This is a genomic window from Raineya sp. (assembly GCF_053497555.1).
The window spans coordinates 33,451-55,630 of the sequence record NZ_JBRCWE010000003.1 but is presented as its reverse complement, the minus strand read 5'-3'; the positions used below and the strand labels follow the sequence as shown (position 1 = coordinate 55,630).

At 38.3% G+C, this 22,180-nt stretch carries 22 protein-coding genes; 8 read left to right on the top strand and 14 right to left on the bottom strand.

Annotated features, from left to right (window positions below; genetic code table 11):
- Positions 1–156 precede the first annotated feature (156 nt).
- Genes ACWITO_RS00355 through ACWITO_RS00340 form a run of 4 tightly spaced genes read left to right on the top strand, consistent with a single transcriptional unit; the run spans position 157 to position 2,989 of the window.
- A complete protein-coding gene (locus ACWITO_RS00355) occupies positions 157–714 on the top strand; it encodes a Uma2 family endonuclease (RefSeq protein ID WP_448528016.1) in 558 nt (185 codons plus the stop codon).
- 5 nt (positions 715–719) lie between these two features.
- Positions 720–1,283 (top strand): FHA domain-containing protein, encoded by a 564-nt coding sequence (locus ACWITO_RS00350; protein ID WP_448528015.1) that lies wholly within the window; start codon positions 720–722, stop codon positions 1,281–1,283.
- 42 nt (positions 1,284–1,325) lie between these two features.
- Positions 1,326–1,985, top strand: a complete 660-nt coding sequence (locus ACWITO_RS00345; RefSeq protein WP_448528014.1) for a 3-oxoacid CoA-transferase subunit B — start codon at positions 1,326–1,328, stop codon at positions 1,983–1,985.
- Positions 1,985–2,989, top strand: a complete 1,005-nt coding sequence (locus tag ACWITO_RS00340) for a glycosyltransferase family 2 protein (protein ID WP_448528018.1) — start codon at positions 1,985–1,987, stop codon at positions 2,987–2,989. Before ACWITO_RS00345 ends, ACWITO_RS00340 begins: the two co-directional genes overlap by 1 nt.
- Before the next feature lie 9 nt (positions 2,990–2,998).
- On the opposite strand, the gene ACWITO_RS00335 is transcribed toward ACWITO_RS00340, so the two are convergent.
- The 8 genes from ACWITO_RS00335 to aroQ form a co-directional block, all read right to left on the bottom strand.
- Positions 2,999–3,856 (bottom strand): Rpn family recombination-promoting nuclease/putative transposase, encoded by an 858-nt coding sequence (locus ACWITO_RS00335; RefSeq protein WP_448528013.1) that lies wholly within the window; start codon positions 3,854–3,856, stop codon positions 2,999–3,001.
- A gap of 51 nt (positions 3,857–3,907) precedes the next feature.
- Positions 3,908–4,882, bottom strand: coding sequence for a porphobilinogen synthase (gene hemB, locus ACWITO_RS00330; protein ID WP_448528012.1), 975 nt, complete (start codon positions 4,880–4,882; stop codon positions 3,908–3,910).
- 4 nt (positions 4,883–4,886) lie between these two features.
- Positions 4,887–6,728, bottom strand: a complete 1,842-nt coding sequence (gene asnB, locus ACWITO_RS00325) for an asparagine synthase (glutamine-hydrolyzing) (protein ID WP_448528011.1) — start codon at positions 6,726–6,728, stop codon at positions 4,887–4,889.
- Positions 6,729–6,834: 106 nt separating this feature from the next.
- Positions 6,835–7,029 carry a DUF433 domain-containing protein gene (locus ACWITO_RS00320; protein ID WP_448528010.1) on the bottom strand — a complete coding sequence of 65 codons (195 nt, stop codon included), beginning with the start codon at positions 7,027–7,029 and terminating at the stop codon, positions 6,835–6,837.
- Positions 7,030–7,042: 13 nt separating this feature from the next.
- Complete coding sequence (locus tag ACWITO_RS00315; protein ID WP_448528009.1) at positions 7,043–7,816, bottom strand: AMP nucleosidase; 774 nt, start codon at positions 7,814–7,816, stop codon at positions 7,043–7,045.
- The gene (locus ACWITO_RS00310; protein ID WP_448528008.1) at positions 7,813–8,919 is read right to left on the bottom strand and encodes a prolipoprotein diacylglyceryl transferase; all 1,107 of its coding nucleotides are present in this window, start codon (positions 8,917–8,919) and stop codon (positions 7,813–7,815) included. The genes ACWITO_RS00315 and ACWITO_RS00310 overlap by 4 nt, the downstream gene beginning before the upstream one ends.
- Positions 8,920–8,978: 59 nt before the next feature.
- Positions 8,979–9,566, bottom strand: coding sequence for a non-canonical purine NTP diphosphatase (locus tag ACWITO_RS00305; RefSeq protein WP_448528007.1), 588 nt, complete (start codon positions 9,564–9,566; stop codon positions 8,979–8,981).
- Positions 9,567–9,584: 18 nt separating this feature from the next.
- Positions 9,585–10,004, bottom strand: a complete 420-nt coding sequence (gene aroQ, locus ACWITO_RS00300; RefSeq protein WP_448528006.1) for a type II 3-dehydroquinate dehydratase — start codon at positions 10,002–10,004, stop codon at positions 9,585–9,587.
- Positions 10,005–10,121: 117 nt separating this feature from the next.
- On the opposite strand from aroQ, the gene purQ reads away from it, so the two are divergent.
- Positions 10,122–10,811: a phosphoribosylformylglycinamidine synthase I gene (gene purQ / locus ACWITO_RS00295; RefSeq protein WP_448528005.1), complete on the top strand. Its 690-nt coding sequence runs from the start codon at positions 10,122–10,124 to the stop codon at positions 10,809–10,811.
- 12 nt (positions 10,812–10,823) lie between these two features.
- Here purQ and ACWITO_RS00290 read toward each other — a convergent pair whose 3' ends face one another.
- Genes ACWITO_RS00290 through recJ form a run of 3 tightly spaced genes read right to left on the bottom strand, consistent with a single transcriptional unit; the run spans position 10,824 to position 15,051 of the window.
- A complete protein-coding gene (locus tag ACWITO_RS00290; RefSeq protein WP_448528004.1) occupies positions 10,824–11,459 on the bottom strand; it encodes a carboxypeptidase-like regulatory domain-containing protein in 636 nt (211 codons plus the stop codon).
- A gap of 56 nt (positions 11,460–11,515) precedes the next feature.
- Positions 11,516–13,318, bottom strand: coding sequence for an AAA family ATPase (locus tag ACWITO_RS00285; RefSeq protein WP_448528003.1), 1,803 nt, complete (start codon positions 13,316–13,318; stop codon positions 11,516–11,518).
- A gap of 5 nt (positions 13,319–13,323) precedes the next feature.
- Complete coding sequence (recJ, locus tag ACWITO_RS00280) at positions 13,324–15,051, bottom strand: single-stranded-DNA-specific exonuclease RecJ (protein ID WP_448528002.1); 1,728 nt, start codon at positions 15,049–15,051, stop codon at positions 13,324–13,326.
- A gap of 230 nt (positions 15,052–15,281) precedes the next feature.
- On the opposite strand from recJ, the gene ACWITO_RS00275 reads away from it, so the two are divergent.
- The 3 genes from ACWITO_RS00275 to ACWITO_RS00265 all read left to right on the top strand — a co-directional run bounded on the left by ACWITO_RS00275 (position 15,282) and on the right by ACWITO_RS00265 (position 17,395).
- Positions 15,282–15,893 (top strand): hypothetical protein, encoded by a 612-nt coding sequence (locus ACWITO_RS00275; protein ID WP_448528001.1) that lies wholly within the window; start codon positions 15,282–15,284, stop codon positions 15,891–15,893.
- 156 nt (positions 15,894–16,049) lie between these two features.
- Positions 16,050–16,565: a hypothetical protein gene (locus tag ACWITO_RS00270; RefSeq protein WP_448528000.1), complete on the top strand. Its 516-nt coding sequence runs from the start codon at positions 16,050–16,052 to the stop codon at positions 16,563–16,565.
- Positions 16,566–16,597: 32 nt separating this feature from the next.
- Positions 16,598–17,395: a UDP-2,3-diacylglucosamine diphosphatase gene (locus ACWITO_RS00265; RefSeq protein ID WP_448527999.1), complete on the top strand. Its 798-nt coding sequence runs from the start codon at positions 16,598–16,600 to the stop codon at positions 17,393–17,395.
- A 29-nt stretch (positions 17,396–17,424) separates the two neighbouring features.
- Here the strand turns inward: ACWITO_RS00265 and ACWITO_RS00260 are convergent, their stop codons facing one another.
- From ACWITO_RS00260 to ACWITO_RS00250, 3 genes are read right to left on the bottom strand one after another with little or no spacing between them, the layout of a single operon-like run.
- Positions 17,425–18,489, bottom strand: coding sequence for a DUF2891 domain-containing protein (locus ACWITO_RS00260; RefSeq protein ID WP_448527998.1), 1,065 nt, complete (start codon positions 18,487–18,489; stop codon positions 17,425–17,427).
- Positions 18,490–18,493: 4 nt separating this feature from the next.
- The gene (thrC, locus tag ACWITO_RS00255; RefSeq protein ID WP_448527997.1) at positions 18,494–19,621 is read right to left on the bottom strand and encodes a threonine synthase; all 1,128 of its coding nucleotides are present in this window, start codon (positions 19,619–19,621) and stop codon (positions 18,494–18,496) included.
- Positions 19,622–19,663: 42 nt separating this feature from the next.
- Positions 19,664–22,177 carry a DUF5686 family protein gene (locus ACWITO_RS00250; protein ID WP_448527996.1) on the bottom strand — a complete coding sequence of 838 codons (2,514 nt, stop codon included), beginning with the start codon at positions 22,175–22,177 and terminating at the stop codon, positions 19,664–19,666.
- Positions 22,178–22,180 lie beyond the last annotated feature (3 nt).

The following is a 22,180-nucleotide window of genomic DNA, read 5'->3' as shown; positions in this document are numbered from 1 at the left end:
TGGATTATTGAACCCAAAACACAAGTCGTGGAAATTTATGCCTTCCAAAACGGCGACTACGATTTGGTTGAATATGCAATGGAAAAAGGTTTGGTAAAATCAAAAATTTTGCAAAATTTTCAATTGGAAGTAGAGCAAATTTTCAAAGCATAAGCAATGGAAATGGTTTTAGAAAAATATCAAGTAAATGACTTCCTTCAAAAAGAAGATTTTGAAGAAGGCTTCATCTATGAACTTTTGAATGGTACGATTGTGAAACGCTCCGCACCCAATCCTTTTCATCAAATTATTTCAGGAAAATTGTTTGAACTATTAAGCAAACACATCAAAGAAAAACAATTAGGCATTGCTATCTATGCTCCCATTGATGTAATTTTAGACGAAGAAAATTTAGTAGTACCTGATTTGGTTTTTATACAAGAAAGCCGAAAAAATATCATTACTGAAAAAGGCATTGAGGGCAAACCCGATTTGGTTGTAGAAATTCTATCACCTTCTACGGCTCGCTACGATAGAGGCGAAAAAATGAAACTTTACAAAAAACACCAAATCCCTGAATATTGGATTATTGAACCCAAAACACAAGTCGTGGAAATTTATGCCTTCCAAAACGGCGACTACGATTTGGTTGAATATGCAATGGAAAAAGGTTTGGTAAAATCAAAAATTTTGCAAAATTTGCAGTTTGAGGTAGAAAGTATTTTCAAAACATAAAAACTATGGGATATGTTCTTTGTGCAAACGGACATTACTACGAAGACACCAATCAGGTTTGTCCGTATTGCCCCACACCACAAGCTACCGATTTCAACAAAACCCAAATTATGAACAACGACAAAACCAAAGTAATGCAGGGTAACGAAGATAAAACCTTTGTGCAAAACGAGAAAATTGCAAATTTCAACAAAACTGCAATTTTTACAGGTACGCCTTCGCAAGAAATAACCCCGCAATCTCAAACCGTTCAGCCACAAAGCACTGGCAGAAAGCTCGTGGGTTGGCTTGTTTCTTACACCTTAGACCCGCTGGGGCAAGATTTCAAACTTCGCGAAGGGCGAAACATCATAGGCTCGGATAGTGCTTGCGATATTGTAATTCCTGACAGCCAAGTTTCAGGTAAACATCTCACCATTTTGTACCGAATGGGTGATTTTAAGTTCAAAGATGAACTTTCTACCAACGGAACTTTTATCAACGAGGAATTTGTAGAAGAGGGAAATTTGAAAGATGGCGATACCATTCGCATTGGGCAAACCGTACTGAAATTTAGAACAGCTCTCTGAAAAAATAACGCATAACCTTTTGAAATATTAAACTTTTTCAATATGCCTTTGGATAGAAACGGAATTGCTAAACGCATCGCTCAAGAACTCAAAGATGGCTACTATGTAAATTTGGGTATCGGTATACCTACCTTGGTGGCAAATTACATTCCCAAAGGAATGAACGTAGTTTTGCAGTCGGAAAATGGCTTGCTGGGCATAGGTCCTTTCCCTACGGAAGCCGAAGTAGATCCCGACCTTATCAATGCAGGCAAGCAGACTATTACAATGATACCCGGCTCCTCGCTGTTCAGTTCTGCTGATAGTTTTGCTATGATACGCGGCGAACACATTGATTTGACCATTTTGGGAGCTATGGAAGTAAGCGAAAATGGCGATATTGCCAATTGGAAAATACCCGGTAAAATGGTAAAAGGTATGGGTGGAGCTATGGATTTGGTAGCGGCGGCAAAAAATATCATTGTTGCAATGCAACAGGTTAATAAAGCAGGGGAATCCAAACTTTTACCCAAATGTACGCTTCCGCTTACAGGGGTGCGTTGTGTGAAAAAGGTTGTTACGGAACTAGGCGTATATGAAATTTTACCCGAAGGAGGCTTCAAACTCATTGAAAAAGCCGCAGATGTAAGTATAGAAGACATCAAAAAAGCCACCATAGGCAAACTCGTAATTGCAGACGAAGTGAAAGATATTGCAGTTTGATGAATAGTTTGGCTCAAACGGCTGTTGTGATACTCAATTACAATGGCAAGCATTGGCTCAAAGCATTTTTGCCTTCGTTGATTGCTCATTCTGCCAATGCTCAAATAATTGTTGCCGATAATGCTTCCACTGATAATTCAGTGGATTTTTTACGTACTCACTATCCACAAATCCGACTGATTTGCTTTGAGCAAAATTTAGGCTTTTGCAAAGGCTACAACGAGGCTTTGAAAAGCATTGAGGCAAAATATTTTGTTTTGCTCAATTCGGATATTGAAGTAAGTCCGAATTGGCTTTTGCCTATGATTGATTTTCTGGAAAAAAATAAGGAAGTTGTTGCCGTTCAACCCAAAATCAAATCTTTTCATCAGAAAACGCATTTTGAATATGCAGGTGCGGCAGGAGGCTTTTTGGATAAGTGGGGATATGCCTTTTGCCGTGGCAGAATTTTTGATACTTGCGAAAAAGATGAAGGTCAGTATGATGAAATTTGTGAAATTTTTTGGGCAACAGGGGCTTGTATGGTAGTTCGTGCCGAATGGTGGCACAAGCTCGGCGGTTTTGATGAAAACCTATTTGCTCATTTTGAAGAAATTGATTTTTGTTGGCGAGTACAAAGAGCAGGTGGTAAAATATTCTGCATTACAGAAAGTGAAGTTTTCCACGTGGGCGGTGGTACGCTCAATGCGAGCAATCCTCGCAAAACTTTTCTAAATTATCGCAACAACCTTATTATTTTGGCTAAAAATTTGCCTTTTCCGCAAAGTTTTTACAAGGTATTTATACGGCTTTTTTTAGACGGATTTTCCGCTTTGCTTTTTCTCAAAAAAGGCGAATGGAGGCATATTTGGGCAATTATCAAGGCTCATTGGGCTTTTTACGCTTATCTGCTTTTTAGTAAAAAGCAAATACAAGATTTGCCTAAAAAAGCAAATTTACCGAATTTTTCAGTAGTTTGGGCTTATTTTGTGAAAGGGAAAAAGACTTTCAGAAGGATAACATAGCAAACTGTTCTATTTTATTTCATTACGCAATCGTTCAATTTCGGTAAGGGGTAAATCAGTAATTTTAGCAATAAAATCGTTATCAGCACCTTCTCTGATAGCCTTTTTGGCAACTCGTATAATGGCTTCATCTATGCGGGCAGTTTCATCAAGGTATCTTTTATACTGCCCCTCGTAATATTCACGCTCTTTTTCGTTGAAATACATCATTTCCAGCTTTTCAGTTGCTTTTCTGATAGCTTCTATTTCAGCAAGTTCGGGAGGCAAATTTTCTTTGGAATACAGATTGGCACTATTCAGAAACTTAATCCACCTATCCAATGCTGTTTTGACTTGCTTATGTTTTTTTTCAAATTTTTGTAGCTCAACAAAATATAAATCTAAATAATTGAGGTCAGTATGCGTTTCATTCGTTTCTCGGTCTTTGAGCATAAAACAACGATGATACCGCTCATCACTGAAAAAATCAAAATCCATCAAGCTAATCACAATGCACTTGTTCAAATCAATGTATGATTTTCCCTTCTTTTCTTTTTTCCTAATTTCCTCTTCTGTTTGGTAGTCTAACTGCGAACCAAACATTTTTGCCCAATAGTACAAAGTACGTTTTCCGTAAAAATCGCTTCCTCTGATTTGAATTTCAATGTCATAAAGATTGCCTACCTCATCTTCTGCTTTGATGTCTAAAATAGAGAGTTTGCCTTCTGCATAATCGGAAATGTTGTAAGGATTTTTTATTTTCAAATTTGCTATTTGCTGGTTTTCAGGCAAAATTGCATTTACCAAAGACAAAAGAATATCTTTGTTTTCCTCAGAGCCAAATAGCTTTTTGAATACCAAATCAATTTTGGGATTTACCTTGCTCATACAATTTTTTTTCAGAACAAAAGTAATAAACTTCTTCCACTATTTCGCTGTTTAGATATTACTTGCTACTTCTTTGGCAAAGTAAGTCAAGATAATATCTGCCCCTGCCCTTTTGATACTCAAAAGGCTTTCCAAAATTACCTTTTCGCTCAACCATCCTTTTTCTATGGCGGCTTTGAGCATAGCATACTCACCACTCACATTGTAAGCGGCAATAGGAACTGCATAGTTATCTTTCAGCAAGCGTATTACATCTAAATAAGGCAAAGCAGGTTTTACCATAATTATATCTGCCCCTTCGGCAATATCTAACTCTGCTTCTAGCAGGGCTTCACGAGCATTAGCAGGGTTCATTTGATACGTTTTTTTATCACCAAATTTAGGAGCAGATTCCAAAGCATCACGAAAAGGTCCATAAAAAGCACTTGCATATTTAGCCGTATAGGCGAGAATGGATACATTGGTAAAGCCATTTTGGTCTAAAACGCTTCGCAAATAGCCTACTCTGCCGTCCATCATATCGGAAGGAGCAATGCAGTCAGTTCCTGATTGGGCTTGCACAAGAGCCATTTTACCCAAAATTTCCAAAGTTTCATCATTCAAAATTTCGCCATTATGTACAATGCCATCGTGTCCGTCAGAGCTATAAGGGTCTAAGGCAACATCAGTAAAAAGCATTACTTCGGGGAAGTTTTCTTTGATAGTACGAATTACACGGGGATATAAACCTTCGGGATTGTAGCTTTCCGAGCCAATTTTATCTTTTTTATCTTCGGGAATTTGCGGAAAAGGAGCAAAAGCATTGATACCCAATTTTACACAAGCCTCTATTTCTGCCAAAAGCAAATCCAAGGAATAACGAAAAATGCCGGGCATTGAAGGTATCGGAATTTTCTGATTTTTGCCTTCGCATACAAAAAGCGGGAAAATTAAATCATTTTTAGAAAGCCAAGTTTCTTGGGTCAGGTTTCGGATAACTTCATTTTTACGATTACGGCGAGGACGACGCCAAAGCAATTCATTCATAGCTCTAATCAAAGTTTTTTTTCAAGAATTGATGCAAAACAATCAGTACCCACAAACGATTGTAGAAAAAATCATTGCCTTTCAGGAATTTTTCCTTCAATTCTTTTACCTTTTCATATTTCACAAGGTCGTAATGAGTAACTATCTTATGGTTCAAAAATTCATCAATCAGATAACGTAAATCCGTTCTAAGCCATTGCATCAGTGGAATGGCAAAACCCCATTTAGGTCGTCTGAATAGCTCGCTGGGTAAGTAATGAAACAATATTTTTTTAAGCAAATACTTGGTAGTTTTGTTCTGATATTTGAGCGAAGTATCCAAATTGAGAGCAAACTCTACTATTCTATAATCCAAAAGCGGAGAACGTACTTCCAAAGCATAACGCATAGAAGCTCTATCAACTTTTACAAGCAAATCATCTTGCAGATAGTATTGCAAGTCAAAAAGGGCTTGTTGCTCACGAGGCGGGCATTTCATCAGACCAAACTGCGTAGAAAGTAAAGGCTCGGAGCTTGTTATAGGAAAAGTAACCAAATCTTCCACTTCTTTTTGGGAAAAAAGAAACTGCTCTTGCGAAAAAATATGGCTTGCTAAATGCTTACCTTTGGGATAGCGAAACATTTGAGCCCCTTTCTGAAAGGAAACATCTTTTTTCAGGCTCAAAATTTGAGCAATGGCAAAACGCCAAGGTTTGAAAAAAGGCTTTTTCAGTCGCTCTGCCCATTCATACATTCCATAACCTTGGAACAGCTCATCGCCCCCATCGCCTGCAAGTGCAACGCTCACGTATTTTTTAGCAAAAGCCGAAATAAGCATTGTAGGCACAGCAGAGCTATCGGCAAAGGGTTCGTCATACACATCAATAATTTCAGGAACAAGTTTTTTGGCTTCTTGGGCAGAAAGTATGAGTTCGTGGTGTTCGGTTTGGAGATGCTCGGCAACTTTGCGAGAAAAAGGAGCTTCGTTATATTTTTCATTTTCAAAACCAATAGAAAAGGTTTTGATTTTTTCATTGCTTACATTTTGAGCAAGTGCCGCTACAAGGCTGGAGTCTATCCCACCACTCAAAAAAACGCCCAAGGGAACATCGCTTATCAAACGATAGCGAACCGAACTTTGGAGCAATGTTTCCAACTGCTTTTCGGCTTCGCTTTCGTTATTATTTTTCTGTTTTTTGATGCAGGCTTGAATATCCCAATACATATTTTCCTCAATGCCCTTACGAGAAACTTTCAGCCAGTAGCCCGAAAACATCTTGAAAACATCTTCGTAAATACTATGTGGGCGAGGGATATAGCCTAAATGCAAAAAATCCTCAATGGCAAGATAGTTCAAATCTTTTTTGATAAAAGGCAAAACCATCAAAGATTTCAGTTCGGAGGCAAATGCAAAATAATGCCCATTCCAGAAATAATAAAGTGGTTTTTTCCCGATTCTATCTCGGCACAAGTGCAATTCTTTTTTGTGAGTGTCGTAGATAGCAAAAGCAAACATTCCATTGAACAATTGCACGCAAGCCATACCTTTTAGAGCAAAGGCTTCTACCAAAATTTCGGTATCGGAAGTAGTACGAGGCTTGATTTGCAATTTTTCGGCAACTTCTCGGTAGTTGTAGATTTCGCCATTAAATACTACCACATATCTGCCGTCTTTTGAAAAAAAAGGCTGATTTGCCTGTTCCGAAAGGTCAATGATGCTCAAACGGCGATGTCCTAATCCACAAAATTCGTCTTGGAAAAAGCCTTCGGCATCAGGACCGCGATGAGCGAGCTGGGCAGTCATTGCTTGCAGAAGGCTTCGGTCTAATGTTTTCTCAAAACAGAGAAAACCCGCAATACCACACATAAAAGAGGGTTTCTTGAATAAAATTTCAGAAAGCAAAAATACATAAAAGTTGAGAAAGTTTGAGAGGTGAATGTTATTTTACAAACTTTTTTGAAAACCTTGCTTATCAATTAAGATGAAATGCTTCTAGCAATTTTAATACTTGTTCTTTTTTCACTCCCTCAAAATCTTCTAAAAAAGTTTCAATTGTTTCCCCTGTTTCTAGATAGTCAAAAAGATTTTTTATGGGTACTCTTGTACCATAAAAGACGGGAGTACCACCCAAAATTTCAGGGTCAATATGCAAAACTTTAGCTTCCATAAAACAACTAAATTCAATCCCACCTCAAATGTTTTACCGATTCTCCTGAATGAGCCAGTTCCAAAAGAGCATCTATACCAATTTGAAGGTGTTTTTCTACATATTGAGCAGTAACTTTTTTATCACTTTCACTGGTTTTTACGCCTTCGGGAATCATTGGATTATCAGAAACCAGTAGCAAAGCCCCTCTTGGAATTTCATTGATAAAACCCACGGTGAAAATAGTAGCCGTTTCCATATCAATAGCGGCGGCACGTATTTTACGCAAATATTCTTTGAATTCCTCGTCGTGTTCCCATACGCGGCGATTGGTAGTATAAACCGTACCTGTCCAGTAGTCTAACTCGTGTTTTTTTATCATTGACGAAACAGAACGAAGCAAACGGAACGAAGGCAAAGACGGCACTTCGGGGGGCATATATTCGGCACTTGTACCTTCGCCTCGTATAGCGGCAATAGGCAAAATCATATCGCCTACTTGGGTTTTTCGCTTCAAGCCACCACATTTACCCAAAAATAAAACAGCCTTAGGAGCAACTGCCAATAGCAAATCCATCACCGTTGCCGCCATAGCACTACCCATACCAAAATTGATTAGCGTAAGTTCATCGCTACTTACGGCTTGCATAGGTTTCTCTTCGCCATAGATAGGTGCATTAAATTTTTCAGCAAACATATCTACATAATTGCGAAAGTTTGTGAGCAAAATATAAGGGCGAAATAGCTCTAAGGGCATTCCTGTATAGCGTGGTAGCCAGTCGCGTACAATTTCTTCTTTCGTTTTCATAAATCTGTCTTTTTAGTTTTTTTCAGACGAATAAGAAGCCAAAAACCTACAAGCACAAAAGGAATACTGAGTAGTTGTCCTAAGTTTAGTTGAATGGCTTGTTGCATAGCATTTTCGCCTTCTACTTGGTTTTCTTTGAGGAATTCGTACAAAAATCTAAGCGAGAACAAGATAATCAAAAAAAGTCCGAAAATCAAGCCTTCGGGTGTTTTTTGTTTGTAACGATAGTACAAAGCAAGTAAAAAAGCAAATAATAACAAGCTGGAAATACTTTCATAGAGTTGTGAAGGGTGGCGAGGTATGCCATAGGCTTGCCAGGTTACTTCTATCTCTTTATCGTTTTCTGTCGCTGAAAAATTAGGCTTCGGACTTAAAACAACGTGTTCGGCTACATCTTTGTTTTTGCTTACTATTACAGGAATATTCATTTGCAAGAACTGCATAGCTTCGCTTTGAGAAACTTTTTCAGCATCAAAATACGTATGCACCCGTAAAGGTACAAGCCGAATGCCATTGATAGTGGTATCTTTGAAATCTGCTTTTTCGGTAAAATTTCGCTTGTAACCTATCTGATAGCTTTCATCATAGCTTTCCAAAGCATTATCAATCCATCTGTTGGCAAAAACAAAAGCAAAAGGTATATTGGAAGGTTTCCCAATAATTTCAGAGTTCATCAGGTTGCCTAAACGTATAAAACAACCTCCCAAAGCTACCACTATCACAAGCCTATCCAAAATCCACAGATAAGAAACTTTATATTTTCGGCTAAAAAGATACACCGCCAGCAAAATACCCATAGCGGCACCGTGGCTGGCAAGTCCGCCTTCCCAAACCTTAAAAATATCTATTGGATGGCTAAAATAATAATCAGGTTGGTAGAAAAGTACGTGTCCGAGTCTTGCCCCTATTACGGTGGCAATGATAACATAGAACGAAAAAGTCGCTAAATCGTCTTCGGTTTTACCTTCAATTTTGAATATTTTGCCCAAAATGTACTGCCCTGCAAGAAAAGCAAATGCAAACAGCAAGCCATACCAAGCGGCTCGTATAGCACCAATTCGGATAAATTCGGGGTGAATGTTCCAGATAATATAGGAAAGCATTGGTCTATTTTTTGATTTTGCCCCAAAGTTTGAAAAAAATTAGCCAAAAGACAAATCTTTCAGAAAATATGCGGATTAGCCTCCAAGAAATCTGCTAATTTTTTCACAGCAATAGCCCTATGGCTGATAGCATTTTTATCTTGCATATTCATTTCGGCAAAAGTTAGTCCATAGCCTTCGGGTAAAAAAACAGGGTCGTAGCCGAAACCTTGTGAGCCTCGTTTTTCCTCTAAAATTTTCCCTTTTACAATGCCTTCAAATTGCCACTTTCCTTTTGCTGTAATGAGTGTAATACAAGTCCGAAATTGAGCTTTACGATTGGGTTTGTTTTGCAAATTTTGCAAAAGCAAAGCTATATTTTTTTCATCATTTTTGGGCAAACCCGCATAGCGAGCCGAATGCACCCCTGGTGCATTGGCAAGGCTTTCCACTTCCAAACCGCTATCATCTGCAAAACAAGGGATTTGGTATTTTTGCCAGACATATTCCGCTTTTTGAGCAGAATTTTCTTCCAGAGTATTTCCTGTTTCGGGTAACTCTTCCAAACAGCCGACTTCGGCAAGCGAAACAAGTTCAAATTTTTTGCCTACAATGGCTTGCACTTCGGCAATTTTGTGCGAGTTGTTGGTTGCAAAACAAACTTTCATTGTGTTGAGACTTACTGATTACTTGTTCAAAAAATATTCTATTGCCAAATCATAACCCTGCAAGCCCAAACCCGAAATAATCCCTGCCGCCACCATAGAAATATAACTTTTGTGCCGAAAAGCCTCGCGAGCAAAAATATTTGAAATATGCACTTCTATCACAGGCGATTGTATAGAACGAATTGCATCGGCAAGGGCAATAGAAGTATGTGTATAGGCTCCTGCGTTCAAAATAATACCTTTTGCCGAAAAACCTACTTCGTGTAAGCGATTGATAAGTTCGCCTTCAATATTGGACTGGAAATAGCCAATTTCTGCTTGTGGATATTTTTTTTGTAATTTTTCCAAGTACATCTCAAAAGTGTCCGAACCGTAAATATGCGGTTCTCTTTTGCCCAAAAGGTTCAGATTTGCCCCATTGATGATTTCTATTTGCATATTTTTGTGTTTTAGACTTTAGAAAAAAGCCATAAATTAAAAAATTGCTTGAAAATTTGCCTTAAATTTCTGCATAAAATTCGGATTTCCGTATATTGCGAAAAAATTTTTTCAGCAATGAAATTTGGCGTAGTTGTTTTCCCTGGCTCCAATTGTGATGATGATATGGTTGATGCCCTTGAAAGTTTAGGGCAAAAAGTAGTAAAACTTTGGCACAAAGAAAAAAACTTGCAAGGCTGTGATTTTATCGTATTACCCGGTGGCTTTTCGTATGGAGATTATCTGCGTACAGGAGCAATAGCCCGCTTTTCGCCTATTATGAGTGAAATTGTTGATTTTGCTGAAAAAGGGGGCTTTGTTTTAGGCATTTGCAACGGCTTTCAGATACTCACCGAAGCAGGTCTTCTGCCCGGTGTTTTGCTCAAAAATACTTCGCAAAAGTATATTTGCAAAAATGTATTTATTCGCCCTCAAAACGATGATACACTCATCACCTACAAATTGCCTCGCAAAAAAGCCTATAAAATTCCCATTGCTCACGGGGAAGGGCGTTTCTATGCTCCCGAAAAAGATTTACAAGAAATTTTAGCCAATGGACAAGTAATTTTCAGGTATTGCGATGAAAATGGCGAAATCACCAAAGAAGCCAATCCCAATGGCTCTTTGGAAAATATTGCAGGTGTTTGCAATAAAAAAGGCAATGTAATGGGAATGATGCCTCACCCTGAAAGAGCCTCTAATGCTCTGCTCGGAAATACTGACGGCGAATTTTTACTCAAAAGTATTATTGAAACTATCTCGCTATGAGATAGTTTCTGCTTACTTCTTATAGTTTTTCTCTTGCCGTTCTTTTTCATTTTTACCTTCTTTGAGTTGTCTTTTGAACTCTCGCCAAGCCGAAGGACTAAAAACATTGAGCGTAGGCAAAGAGCTACTCGTTACAGGTTTCATTGATTGCATTTGTAACTGCTGTTGGGCGGAATTTTGACTATCTTGGGACATCTTGCGAGAAGCATCTAACATTTTGCCCTTATCTAAATTTTCTCTCATTGCTTTTACTTCGTCAGTTTCAGTTTCCATATTCAAGAAAGCCTCGCGAAAGGTATGCTCATCGGAATAAGGAAAAACTTGAATAGGAGCAATAGTTTCAACAGCTTCTTCCAGGGGCAAAATGACAGAATAAGATTCTTCCTGCTTGGTAGGCACTTTGTAAAAGGCTGTTCTATAATGAGCAGAACGAATAATTAGGCTATCTCCTGCACTAACCCGCAAACTAAACATTCCTTTTTCGTTGGAAATTGTACCACGACTAGCAGTATAATTGATTACCCGAACCCCCGAAACTGGTGTTTTGGTATGCTTATCAATCAGCATACCCGAAAGCATAATCTGTTGGGCTTGTGCTTGTAAAGCTATCACTAAGAAAGCTACCCAAAAAAATTTTGCAAGTTTCATAAATTTGCTTTTTTGAATTTTTAACACAAAGCTGAACATAAAAGTTTTTCTCTAACTTAATTTTCCAAATACTTTTGTATCATATCTAACTTTTTTTTAACTTCCTCATTAATATTATTCAAAAAGTCTATCAGTACATAAAAGTTTGATTTAGTGAGTAATAAAGGTTCTTTTTCAAGTTCTGATAACCTATTAAACACGTTCTCCAACAACTTACTCAATTTATGATTGACTGCCATATTTTGAAATTGCTGATTTTGTAAGTTTATAGTCAAATCTTTAAAATCTTGCAGTGCTTGCAAGTCTTGATTTAACACGGGTAAAATCAATTCACTTTCAATAATGTTTCGTAACCTTTCTACCTTTTGCTGAATGTACTCCGAAAAAATACTCCCTAATCTTTTTTCCCACTCTTTCCTAGCAAAAGCCTCAATAGTTTGAGGTGTTATGAAGTAATTTTCTATTTCATATCTTTCCCAGAAAAGAATAGCCAAATGGTCATTGATTTCATTTTGGCGTTTTTGGGCATCGCTATCAAAAATACCAATGCCTTTCAGACGAGGTACAACGCTTTTGATTGCCTGAAAATGTGATTTACAAGAGCGATACCCTCCTGATATTCTACCCAATTCATCTTCAATGGTTTCTTCCGATATTTCGTTTTTTATGAAATAATAGTTTAGTAATCCATTCAAAGTGTTTAATGCGGGGTGATTGAGTTTTCTAGCAAATGCACGTAAGATTTCTAAATCGCTACTACTCTCTACATACAAGATGTGTGGATTAATTTGAGCTTTATAGTAATGTTCAATACCAAAATGTCTAAGTGCCTCTTTTACAAATTTAGTTTCATTGTTTTGATTTGAAATTTCTTGAGCATTTGCTGTTTGCAGAAAAATGACATGCTCTGCTTCATTCAAAATAACTTCAGAATGTGTTACAATGATTATCTGAGAGCTATACTTTTGGGCAAGATATTTCAGCAAGGCAAAAATCTGACTCTGCCGCAAAATTTCTAAATGAGCATCAGGTTCATCAATCATCAAAACAGAATTTGGATTGGCAAGCAAATAAGCTATAACAAGCAACATTTGTTGCTGTCCATAACCAGCAAGAGAAATATCTAAATCTTGAATACTTTTTAGCTCTTTTGTAGCATAGTTGAAATAGAGTTCTATCAATCCATTAGGTAGTACAATTGGTTTTTTTAGTTCTACTGCAAAGAGCGTTTTTATCAAATTTACCAACTCTTGCCATTTTGCTTTATCATTTTCGTAAAGATAATTGCAAATATTTCTAATCACAGAAGCCGCTTGCCCTTGTCCAATAATTCTTTGAATAGAGCCATAACCTAAATAATCTTCTTCTGGCTTCATTCCTACAATGGGATAAAGCAAATTTATTTTTATTTGTTCAGCATATTCTAATATTTCTTTGTTGGCTAAACTTTTTTCATCAGGTTGGCAATAAATAATCTCAGGACTATGATATTTGAATAAAACCCCTACTTCTTGTAACTGATTTTTCCAAAATAGACCTACTTTAATTTTCAGTTCAGTATTGGTGTTACTATCCTTACGAATTTTTGCTTTATGCCAAAAAAATCGCATTTCTTTAATCATAACTTGAGGGATTTCTTTTCTATAAAGTGCCACCCCTCTTTCTTTAAGTGATTTTGATTTTTTCTTCTTCTCAATCCAAGTCTGAATAGCCCAACTCCACAAGGAAAGAGCTTGAATAACTGATGTTTTCCCTGAATTATTTGCACCGATAAGCACTGATAAATTGCTTAAAGGAATAAATGTCTCTTGCTCAAAAATTTTGAAGTTCTCTAATTTGATATAATGAATTGGGTGCATAAATCTTACCACTTAATATCCTTAATTCGCAATTGGAGTGTTGTATTTTCCCTGTAATGATTCTCTTCCAAATGATAGCAAATATGAAAGGGCTTCCCTGTGCGTAACTCTTCGGCTAAATGTCCCATTCCGAATGCAATACAATCAAACACCGCCGAATTTTCTTGCTTTACTCTGAATTTGAGATGAGTTTTGGGGTCTTCTTTGCCTACCAGCGAGACACTTTCAGGAAGGACTCTTACATCTTCCGAAACAAACAGCGGTTGCATATTCCCAGGTCCAAAAGGAGCAAGTTGGTTCAACATACGCATAAACTTATCTGTCGCATTTTTGAGTGGCAGTTTCATATCTACTTCCAAGTGGGGAGAAAGTTGTTCGGGCTTGATACGAGATGCTACTACCTGCTCAAATTTTTCTTGAAAAGCACGCAAATTTTCAAGTTTGAGCGTAAGTCCTGCGGCGTGTTTATGCCCACCAAATTGCTCAAGCAAATCGGCACAAGCCTCAATGGCTTCATAAACGTCAAAATCGTGAACAGAGCGAGCCGAACCAGCTATTTTGCCATTAGATTGGGTAAGAATAATGGTTGGTCGGTGATAATGTTCTATGCAACGCGATGCCACAATACCAATCACGCCTTTGTGCCAATCGGGCTTGAATAGTACGGTAGTTTTGGCATTTTGTAGGTTTTGAGCCTCAATCATTTGTAAAGCCTCTTGGGTAATAGACTTGTCAAGGTCTTTGCGGTCTTGGTTATGTTCGTGGATAATTTCAGCAAATCGTTTAGCTTCTTCCTCATTTTCAGCTAAAAGCACTTTTACCGCATTACGGGCGTGTTCTATTCTGCCTGCGGCATTGATACGCGGTCCTATGCCAAAAACTACATTCGTAATGCTCATTGCTTTATCTTCGCCATAGCCTGCTACTTCCCGAAGTTTTCGCAAACCTCGCAGAGGTCTGCTGTTTAGTTTATCAAGTCCGCAAAAAGCAAGCACTCTATTTTCGCCTGTAATGGGTACAATATCGCAAGCAATGCTTACTACTACCAAATCCAAAAATTGGTGCAGATGCTCTTGTGTTATTTTCTTATGCAAAGAAAAGCCTTGCAAAAGTTTGAACCCTACTCCACAACCCGATAGCTCTTTGTAAGGATACTGACAATCGGGGCGTTTGGGGTCTAAAACAGCTACGGCTTTGGGAATTTCGGCACCGGGCAAATGGTGGTCGCAAATAATAAAATCAATACCTTTTGATTTGGCATATTCTACAAGTTCTATGGATTTAATACCGCAATCCAGAGCTATCATAAGCGTAAAGCCATTTTCTTTGGCATAATCTATTCCCTGTTTGGAAATGCCATAACCTTCTTTGTAGCGGTCGGGAATGTAAAAATCAAAGTTATTTTTATCAGGGAAAACCCTTTTGAAAAATTGATACACCAAAGCCACCGAAGTTGTGCCATCTACGTCGTAGTCGCCGTAAATCATAATTTTTTCATTATTTTCAAAAGCCTGCTCCAAACGCAAAACAGCTTTGTCCATATCTTTCATCAGAAATGGGTTGTGCAAATGTTCTATTCTGGGGTTAAAAAAAAGACGAGCTTCCTCATAATTAGTAACTCCTCTTTGCACAAGCAAATAAGCGGCAACTTCATCTGCCCCCGTTTCTTTCATAAAATTTTTTACCATTATTGGGTCAGGTGTAGGACGAAACAACCAACGAATTTCGGGCATAAGTTTTAAGGTTTTTACGAAATAATGACAATTTTACCTGAAAAATAGTTTATAAGAATAGGCTCAAAACTTGGAGCAAAAAACGAGCCTTATAGGGGCTTTTTAATAAAAATTTTTCCCAAAGAAACCAACAAACCCCATTCAAAGGTAGGAATTTTTGAAAAATTTTCCTTGATTTTTTGTAATTTTGAGCAAAAAATTGTAGCTTTTGTTAAAATTGAACAAAATTTATGAAAAAAGTTGCTGTATTACTTGGAATTTGGTGCTACTCGTTACTGCTTTGGGGGCAAGCATTAGACAAAGAACAAGAAAAAATTTGGCGTGAAAAATTAGAAAAAACTTCGGTAGAAGAATTCAAAGCTATTTCGGAGGCAAATAGCCTTTTACCTGCACGCATCAGTAAGACCAAAAAAGAACTTGCTGAAACTCAAGCTCTTGTTAGTGCTAAAAATGAGGAAATCAATCTTTTACAGAAAAGAGTACAAGAACTAGAAAAAGAACTTGGGGGGAAACCCACTGCTTCTGCTAATTCTGCAAGCAATACTAAAACAGAACCCACCAACTACAACAATACCTCTACTGCAAGCAAAGAAAATTTTGACAAAGGGGTGGTATTTCGCTTGCAAATTGCCGCTTCCGACAAATTAGACCTCGCTGTAAGCAATGAATACGATTTAAGAGTAGAGCAAGACGGCAAAATGAAAAAATACACTTTGGGTAATTTTAGAAATTTTGAAAAAGCCGACAGCTTCAAGAATTGCTTGCCTGAAATTGGTGTAAAAGGTGGCTGGATTGTTGCATACAAAGACGGCGTGAGAGTGCCTCTGAAGGAAGTTAAATAGTTTCTTGTAATTGTTTTATAGTTTGCAGTAAAGAAACTATATTTTACACAATTGATGTCAAACACAGAAAAAGCCCTTGGACTCTTGAACTTCAAACATCAAACTTTTTGAACGTAAATAATAAATAATTACTTCTTGATACAAAATTTATTAGGTATGAAAGCAAAATTATTCGGTGTAATAGTCTGTTTGGGAGCAGTATTTAGTGCTTTTGCCCAAGAATTGAGCAAAGAAGAAAAAGCCCTTTTGCGTCAGTGGGAAAAACGTAAAAAAGAAACCACTGCCGAACAATTCAAGGCATTGGTAGAAAGCAAGGAAGCCAAAGAAAAAGAACTGCAAAGTTTAGAAGCAGGTATTGAAGGCAATGAACGACAAATTTCACAGAAAAATGCTGAAATAGCTCAACTGCGTGCCAAAATCAAAGATTTAGAGCAGAAAAGAGCCGAAATGAATAGTCAAGAAACTGATGAAATACCTTCTACGCCTCAAAAAGAAAGCCCTAAAAAAAATCAGAAAAAAACTGAAAATCAATCGGGAACTTTTCAAGTGCAAACAGAATGTGGCGGCACCGTACTTGTTTTAGGCGTTTTTAAGTCAATGGCAGAAGCCCAAAAATTTCAGAATACATTAAAGAAAATCCAAATCACCAATAGCCAGATTGTTAGAAATTAAAGCCTTCTTTTGCAGTTTTGTACCAAACCTTTATGCCTGATTTTTCAACGAATATTACACTACAAGCAGGAAAAAAAGTTTATTTCGCTTCCGATTTCCATTTGGGGGTACGCAATAGCCACGAAAGAGAGCAAAAAATCTGCGATTTTTTAGAGCAAATAAGCCACGATGCTCAAATTATTTTCCTGCTCGGCGATATTTTTGATTTCTGGTTTGAATACAAACACGCCATCCCCAAAGGCTTCATTCGCTTTCAGGCAAAACTGATTGAAATTTTAGACCGAAATATCCCCATTGTTTTTTTCACAGGCAACCACGATATGTGGCTCTTTGATTATTTTACCAAAGAACTTGGTATTCCTATTTTCCGCAATCCCATTGAAATCAGCATCAACCAAAAAACTTTCTTGATAGGACACGGCGATGGATTGGGACCTGGTGATACCAAATATAAAATTCTGAAAAAAATTTTTGCCAATAAGCTCTGCCAGTGGCTTTTCAGGCAAATTCACCCCGATTGGGGCATTGCACTGGCTCAGTTTTGGTCAAAGCATAGCCGATTGCAAAGTGAAAAAAAGGGAGCTGAAAAATTTTTAGGAGATGACGAGTGGCTATGGACATACTGCAAAGAACAAGAGGCTCTCAAACACCGAGATTATTATATTTTCGGGCATAGGCATTTACCCTTATTTTTATCCGTAGGCAAGAACGCTCATTATATCAATATTGGCGAGTGGATTTATCATTGCACCTATGCCACTTTTGATGGCGAAAATGTAGAGTTGCTCACTTGGCAGAAAACTGAAAAATGGCAAAACGTAATGGTTTGAAAAAACTTAAATTTCGCCCGAACCAATCCCTATTTTTTGTTTCCTGCTTCCAAGAAATAAAATGCCCGCAACGCAAAAGAAGCAAGCCAATGCTCACCTTCGTAGTTGCCGTCTGTGATAACAGGCAAAGAAAAACGCAAGTGTTCTTCGGCTACTTTTTGTAAATGAGCCAATTCGCTATAACGACTTGCCAAATCAAACAAATTCCAAGCCCTACTGAAATTCAAGCCGCCCAGATGAACCAGATGACCATCTTTGCGGTCTGATACTTTGGCAACTTCCCAACGAAAATTTTTTTGAAACAACGCAGGTGCAAACTTTTTTGCCCACTCTAAAAAGGCTTGCTTGGGCAAAACTCTCATCATCAGAGCCATTTCCTCTATGCAAGGCGAAAGGAAATCAGTGCCACTTGGCTCCCAAGCAAAAGGACAAGCTACATCTTTACCAAAGAGCCTTTGAGCTTCTTTTCGCAAAAGTTCCTGAAAAGTAGCATTTTGGGTAGCAACGGCATAATCCCAAGCCAAATTCATTCCAAAAGCAGTGTTTGTATGCGTACCTACGCGTATTGGGTACAACAGCTTTGGCAAAAACTCCTGATAACGAGCTACCAGCAAATCGGAAAGTGGTTGCAGATGATTTGCTAAACTTTGCAATCGTGGCTCGGGGTGTGTATTCAGTTCTTGTTGTAAAGCCAAAAGCCAAGCCCAGCCATAAGTTCGCTCAAAAGCGTATTCGTGTTTTTTGGCAAAATAAGCGATTTCTTTTTGAATGTTGCTCACCGAAAGATGAGCAGAAAGTTTTTGGATAATCTCCTCTTTTTGAGGCAAGTTTGGAAATTTACGAAGCAAATATGCCAAACTCCAATGCCCGTGTACCGCCGAGTGCCAATCAAAACAGCCATAAAAAGCAGGGTGTAAATTTTTGGGACTTTCTAAGTCTTTTTCATCTGCAAGCACCTGATTGAGTTTGTTGGGGTATTCTTGTTCCAAGCATTTCAAAGGCAGTTGGGCAAGTCTTTGGGCTTGTTCTTGGCTAAGGGTTTGAGCAAGCGATAGAAAAGGCAAATACAAAAGAAACAAAGCAAAAAAACGCATAAGGCTATCTATTTACGATTTTGGCGATTTTATCTACCGCTTTCAAGCCTGAACCTGTAAGCACCGAAACAATTTTTTCATTTTCCCAGAACTGCTCCACATATTTTTGCACCCCTGCCACTACCGCCGCCGAAGTAGGCTCAATGAAATACCCCCTACTGCACATCAGCAGTAATGCTTCTTTAATTTCCTCTTCACTTACAGATAAGAAAATACCTTCGGTCAGTTCCACGTATTGCAACATTTGCTTACCACGTACAGGTTTGGCTATTGCTATGCCTTCGGCGAGAGTAGGTAAAGTTTCTATTTCGGGAATGTAGGGCAAACCCTCGTTGTAGGCTTCGTACAGCGGTGAGCAATTGGCGGCTTGTACGCCAATTATTTTAGGAATTTTATCTGTAATGCCTGCCTTCATTAGCTCCCGAAAGCCGATATATGCCCCGATAAGCAAAGTGCCGTTCCCTGCGGGTAAAATAACCACATCAGGGGCTTTCCAGCCAAGTTGCTCGGCTACTTCAAAAGCAAAGGTTTTTGTTCCTTGAAAGAAAAATGGATTCCAGCAATGACTGGCATAGTAGCTATTTTTTGCCGCTTCCAAAGCCGCCTGAGCTGTATCTTCACGAGAGCCGTCAATGATTTTTACATTAGCCCCAAAAGCCCGAATTTGAGCAAGCTTTGCCTCCGAAACTCCTTTCGGCACGTAAATATCGCAAGCAATATCCGCTTTGGCACAATAGGCGGCTATGGAACTTCCTGCATTCCCCGAAGAATCTTGAACTACGTGCCTTATGCCAAGTTCTTTAATTTTACTGATAAGCACTGCACTGCCTCTATCTTTGTAAGAGCCTGTCGGAAACAAAAAATCTAACTTGAAATGTACATCTACCCCTGCAATATTGATTTTTTGCATAGGGGTTGCTCCTTCACCAAAACTAACGATATTTTCTTCTTTTCCGATAGGAATAGCCTCTCTATAACGCCACAAATTGGCAGGGCGAGTGCGAGTGAAAGTTTTATCCAGAAAAGGACGAAAGCGAATATCCAAAAGATGACCTTCGGGGCTTTGCCAGATAGGCTCATCAAGCGGATACTCCTCTCCTGTTTGCGTACATATCAGAGCGTTGGGCTTCAAGGCTATAAGGTTTGGGCGAAATATGCAATTTTTTTCAAAAAATCACAACTTAATTTGAGCGGAAAATTTTATCCCAAAGGGTTTGGCGGTATCTAAATTCAGATAAGTAAGCCTATGAAAAAAATCTACACGGAAAAATTTTAGAATATTATCTATCCCGTACCCCACTTCCACATAAGGCATCTGATAGTTGAGACTCTGAATAGGCGGCAAAGGGCTACCAAAAATATCAAAATCTGCGATTAAATCTTTGTTTTCTTGCCTTAACCCACCATAAACTGCATTCAGACTTAGAACCAAACGCCAATCCAAAAATTTATTCGCTTTCTTGAAAAGTGGCAAACGACTGAAAATCAGATTTTCAAAGTAATGTGCGTAATGCAAAGCTACATAATGGTCGCTCACAAACTCAAAGCCGCTCATTTGGTTGAAGGCTTTTTCTATCAGAAAAGGGGTATTATTGCCCAAATGAGCCCGAAGCAAAGGAAATGGCACCTGCCCAAAATAGTAGCCTGCACTGATGAAATAATTGGCGTGTCCGATACCCAAAATGCGGGCATTGTACTTGGAAATATCCAGCTGAATTTGTTGATAGTTAAAATCTCCGCCTGCAAAGCCTTTTAGCCCCCAAGCGGTGGTAAGTGTAAATTTAGGTGAAGAACCTCCTCCAATGGTAATTTCGCTATTATCCAACAAGCGAATCCGATTTCCTCCTTTGCGAAAAGTGGTTTGCAATACCACTTCGGTAGTATTGATTTCTGTACGCAAATCGGCACTTTCAGGAACTTTATAGGCAAATCCGTGCAAGGGTGTCAGTTGCCGAGTTCGGAAAGTTAGCTTTTCTGTAAAGGAAGGGTGAATAGCACTTTCTATGGAAAAAAGATTTTCTTTTTTGAAAAAAGGTTTTCGCCCCGAAAGTGTAAAAAAGCGATTGGAAGCTATGAAAATATCGGGTAGATTCTCAAATTGGTTCAGGAAAATCAGCGGTTCAATGTCTTCGGTTCGGCTGAAAGTAGCTTTGGTGAAAAACTTTCGGGAAAGAATCTGACTTACTTCCACAAAATATTTACCCTTTTGGTCGCGTAAGCCATAACCTACTCTTGTTTTGAAAGTGAAATTTTTGCTCAAAAAGCGATTGGTGCGGAAACCAATATTGAAACGATGCCCTTCAATATCATTCCAAGCATAATAACGTGCATAATGCCCCAAATCAATGCCTTTCATTTCATAATACCCCGTAGTAAGTACGGTGAGGATAGTGGTATAGCGTTGCACCGAAGGAATGGTTTTCAGGGAATCTATTATCTGATACACATTTACTTTGCTTACCAAAGAGCTATCGTTCTTTCTGTAAATATTCCAATAGCTGGTATCTTTGTTTTCGTTGTTGGGGGGTAATGGGGGTTCGTCATAAAAACTCTTTTCACGAACTTCGTTGAGCAGATAATTGTGGTATTGCGTATGGGTACGCACGTAAATATTAGGGATAATTTCCGAAAATTCTGACACTTCCACTTCAAAATCAACTTTTTCAGGAAGCCAATATCCTTCGCTACTACGAAAAGCCGTTTGCCTGATTTTTAAGCCTTTGATAAAATTGATATTCGCCTCTTTGGTCATTTGTACGTCAATTTTTTTGAGGGCATAGTCGCTTTTACTTATCCACATTTTGCCTTCAAAAACCAAATCTTGTCGGTTACGAGGTACAATATTTAGCACATAACAAGTATCTTTATCCACCAAAACACTATCCAAAAGGTCATAATCATATTTCAATCGCCAGCCATCAGCAATAGGCGAAGTAAAATACTTATCCAGAATGTTCATTTGATTGCGATAAAAGTTGTAGTCGTTGAGCTTGCCACCTGTAAAAATTTGTCCAATCCCTTCGGCATTTTCCAGCCCAATACCTGATAAATTCGTTACTTTTACATCTTCACGCTCTTTTTCGGGCTTACCCATATAATAGTAGCGTGAAAAACTCTCACTCGCCAAAATAGGTATTAGCACTTTACCTTTGCTATCTCGCAAGTTGGGAATGGTAGCGGCGGCACGACTCATATCTTTCATTACACGCAAATTGCTAATACCTTTTTCGTTATCATTTACATAGCCCTCTATACGATTGTAGATATCACATTCATAGAATTTGGCTCGGCGTTTATCGTTTTTGCTTTTGTTTTTTACAACCTTTCTTAAAATAGCATAAGCAGGATTTTCGCCGGGAACCACAGTAATTTCCTCAATTTCTTGGGTATCTTCTTCCAAAAGTAGGCTAAAAACCTGCTGAGCTTGGGTAGTAAAGGCTACTTTTTTGGTTTTATAGCCTGTGTATTCAAATACAAGGGAATCTTTGAGGTAATTGAAGGATAATTTGAAATTACCGTTTTCGTCTGTTACGGTTCCGATTTGCTTATTTTGCGAAAGGCGTACAATAGCTCCTATCAGCGGTTCTTGGGTTTTGGCATCTGCCAGCTTGCCCGTGATAGTGATTTTTTGAGCAAAAATAAAGCTCGTAATCAAGCAAAATATAAACGTGAGTAGATGTTTTTTCAAATT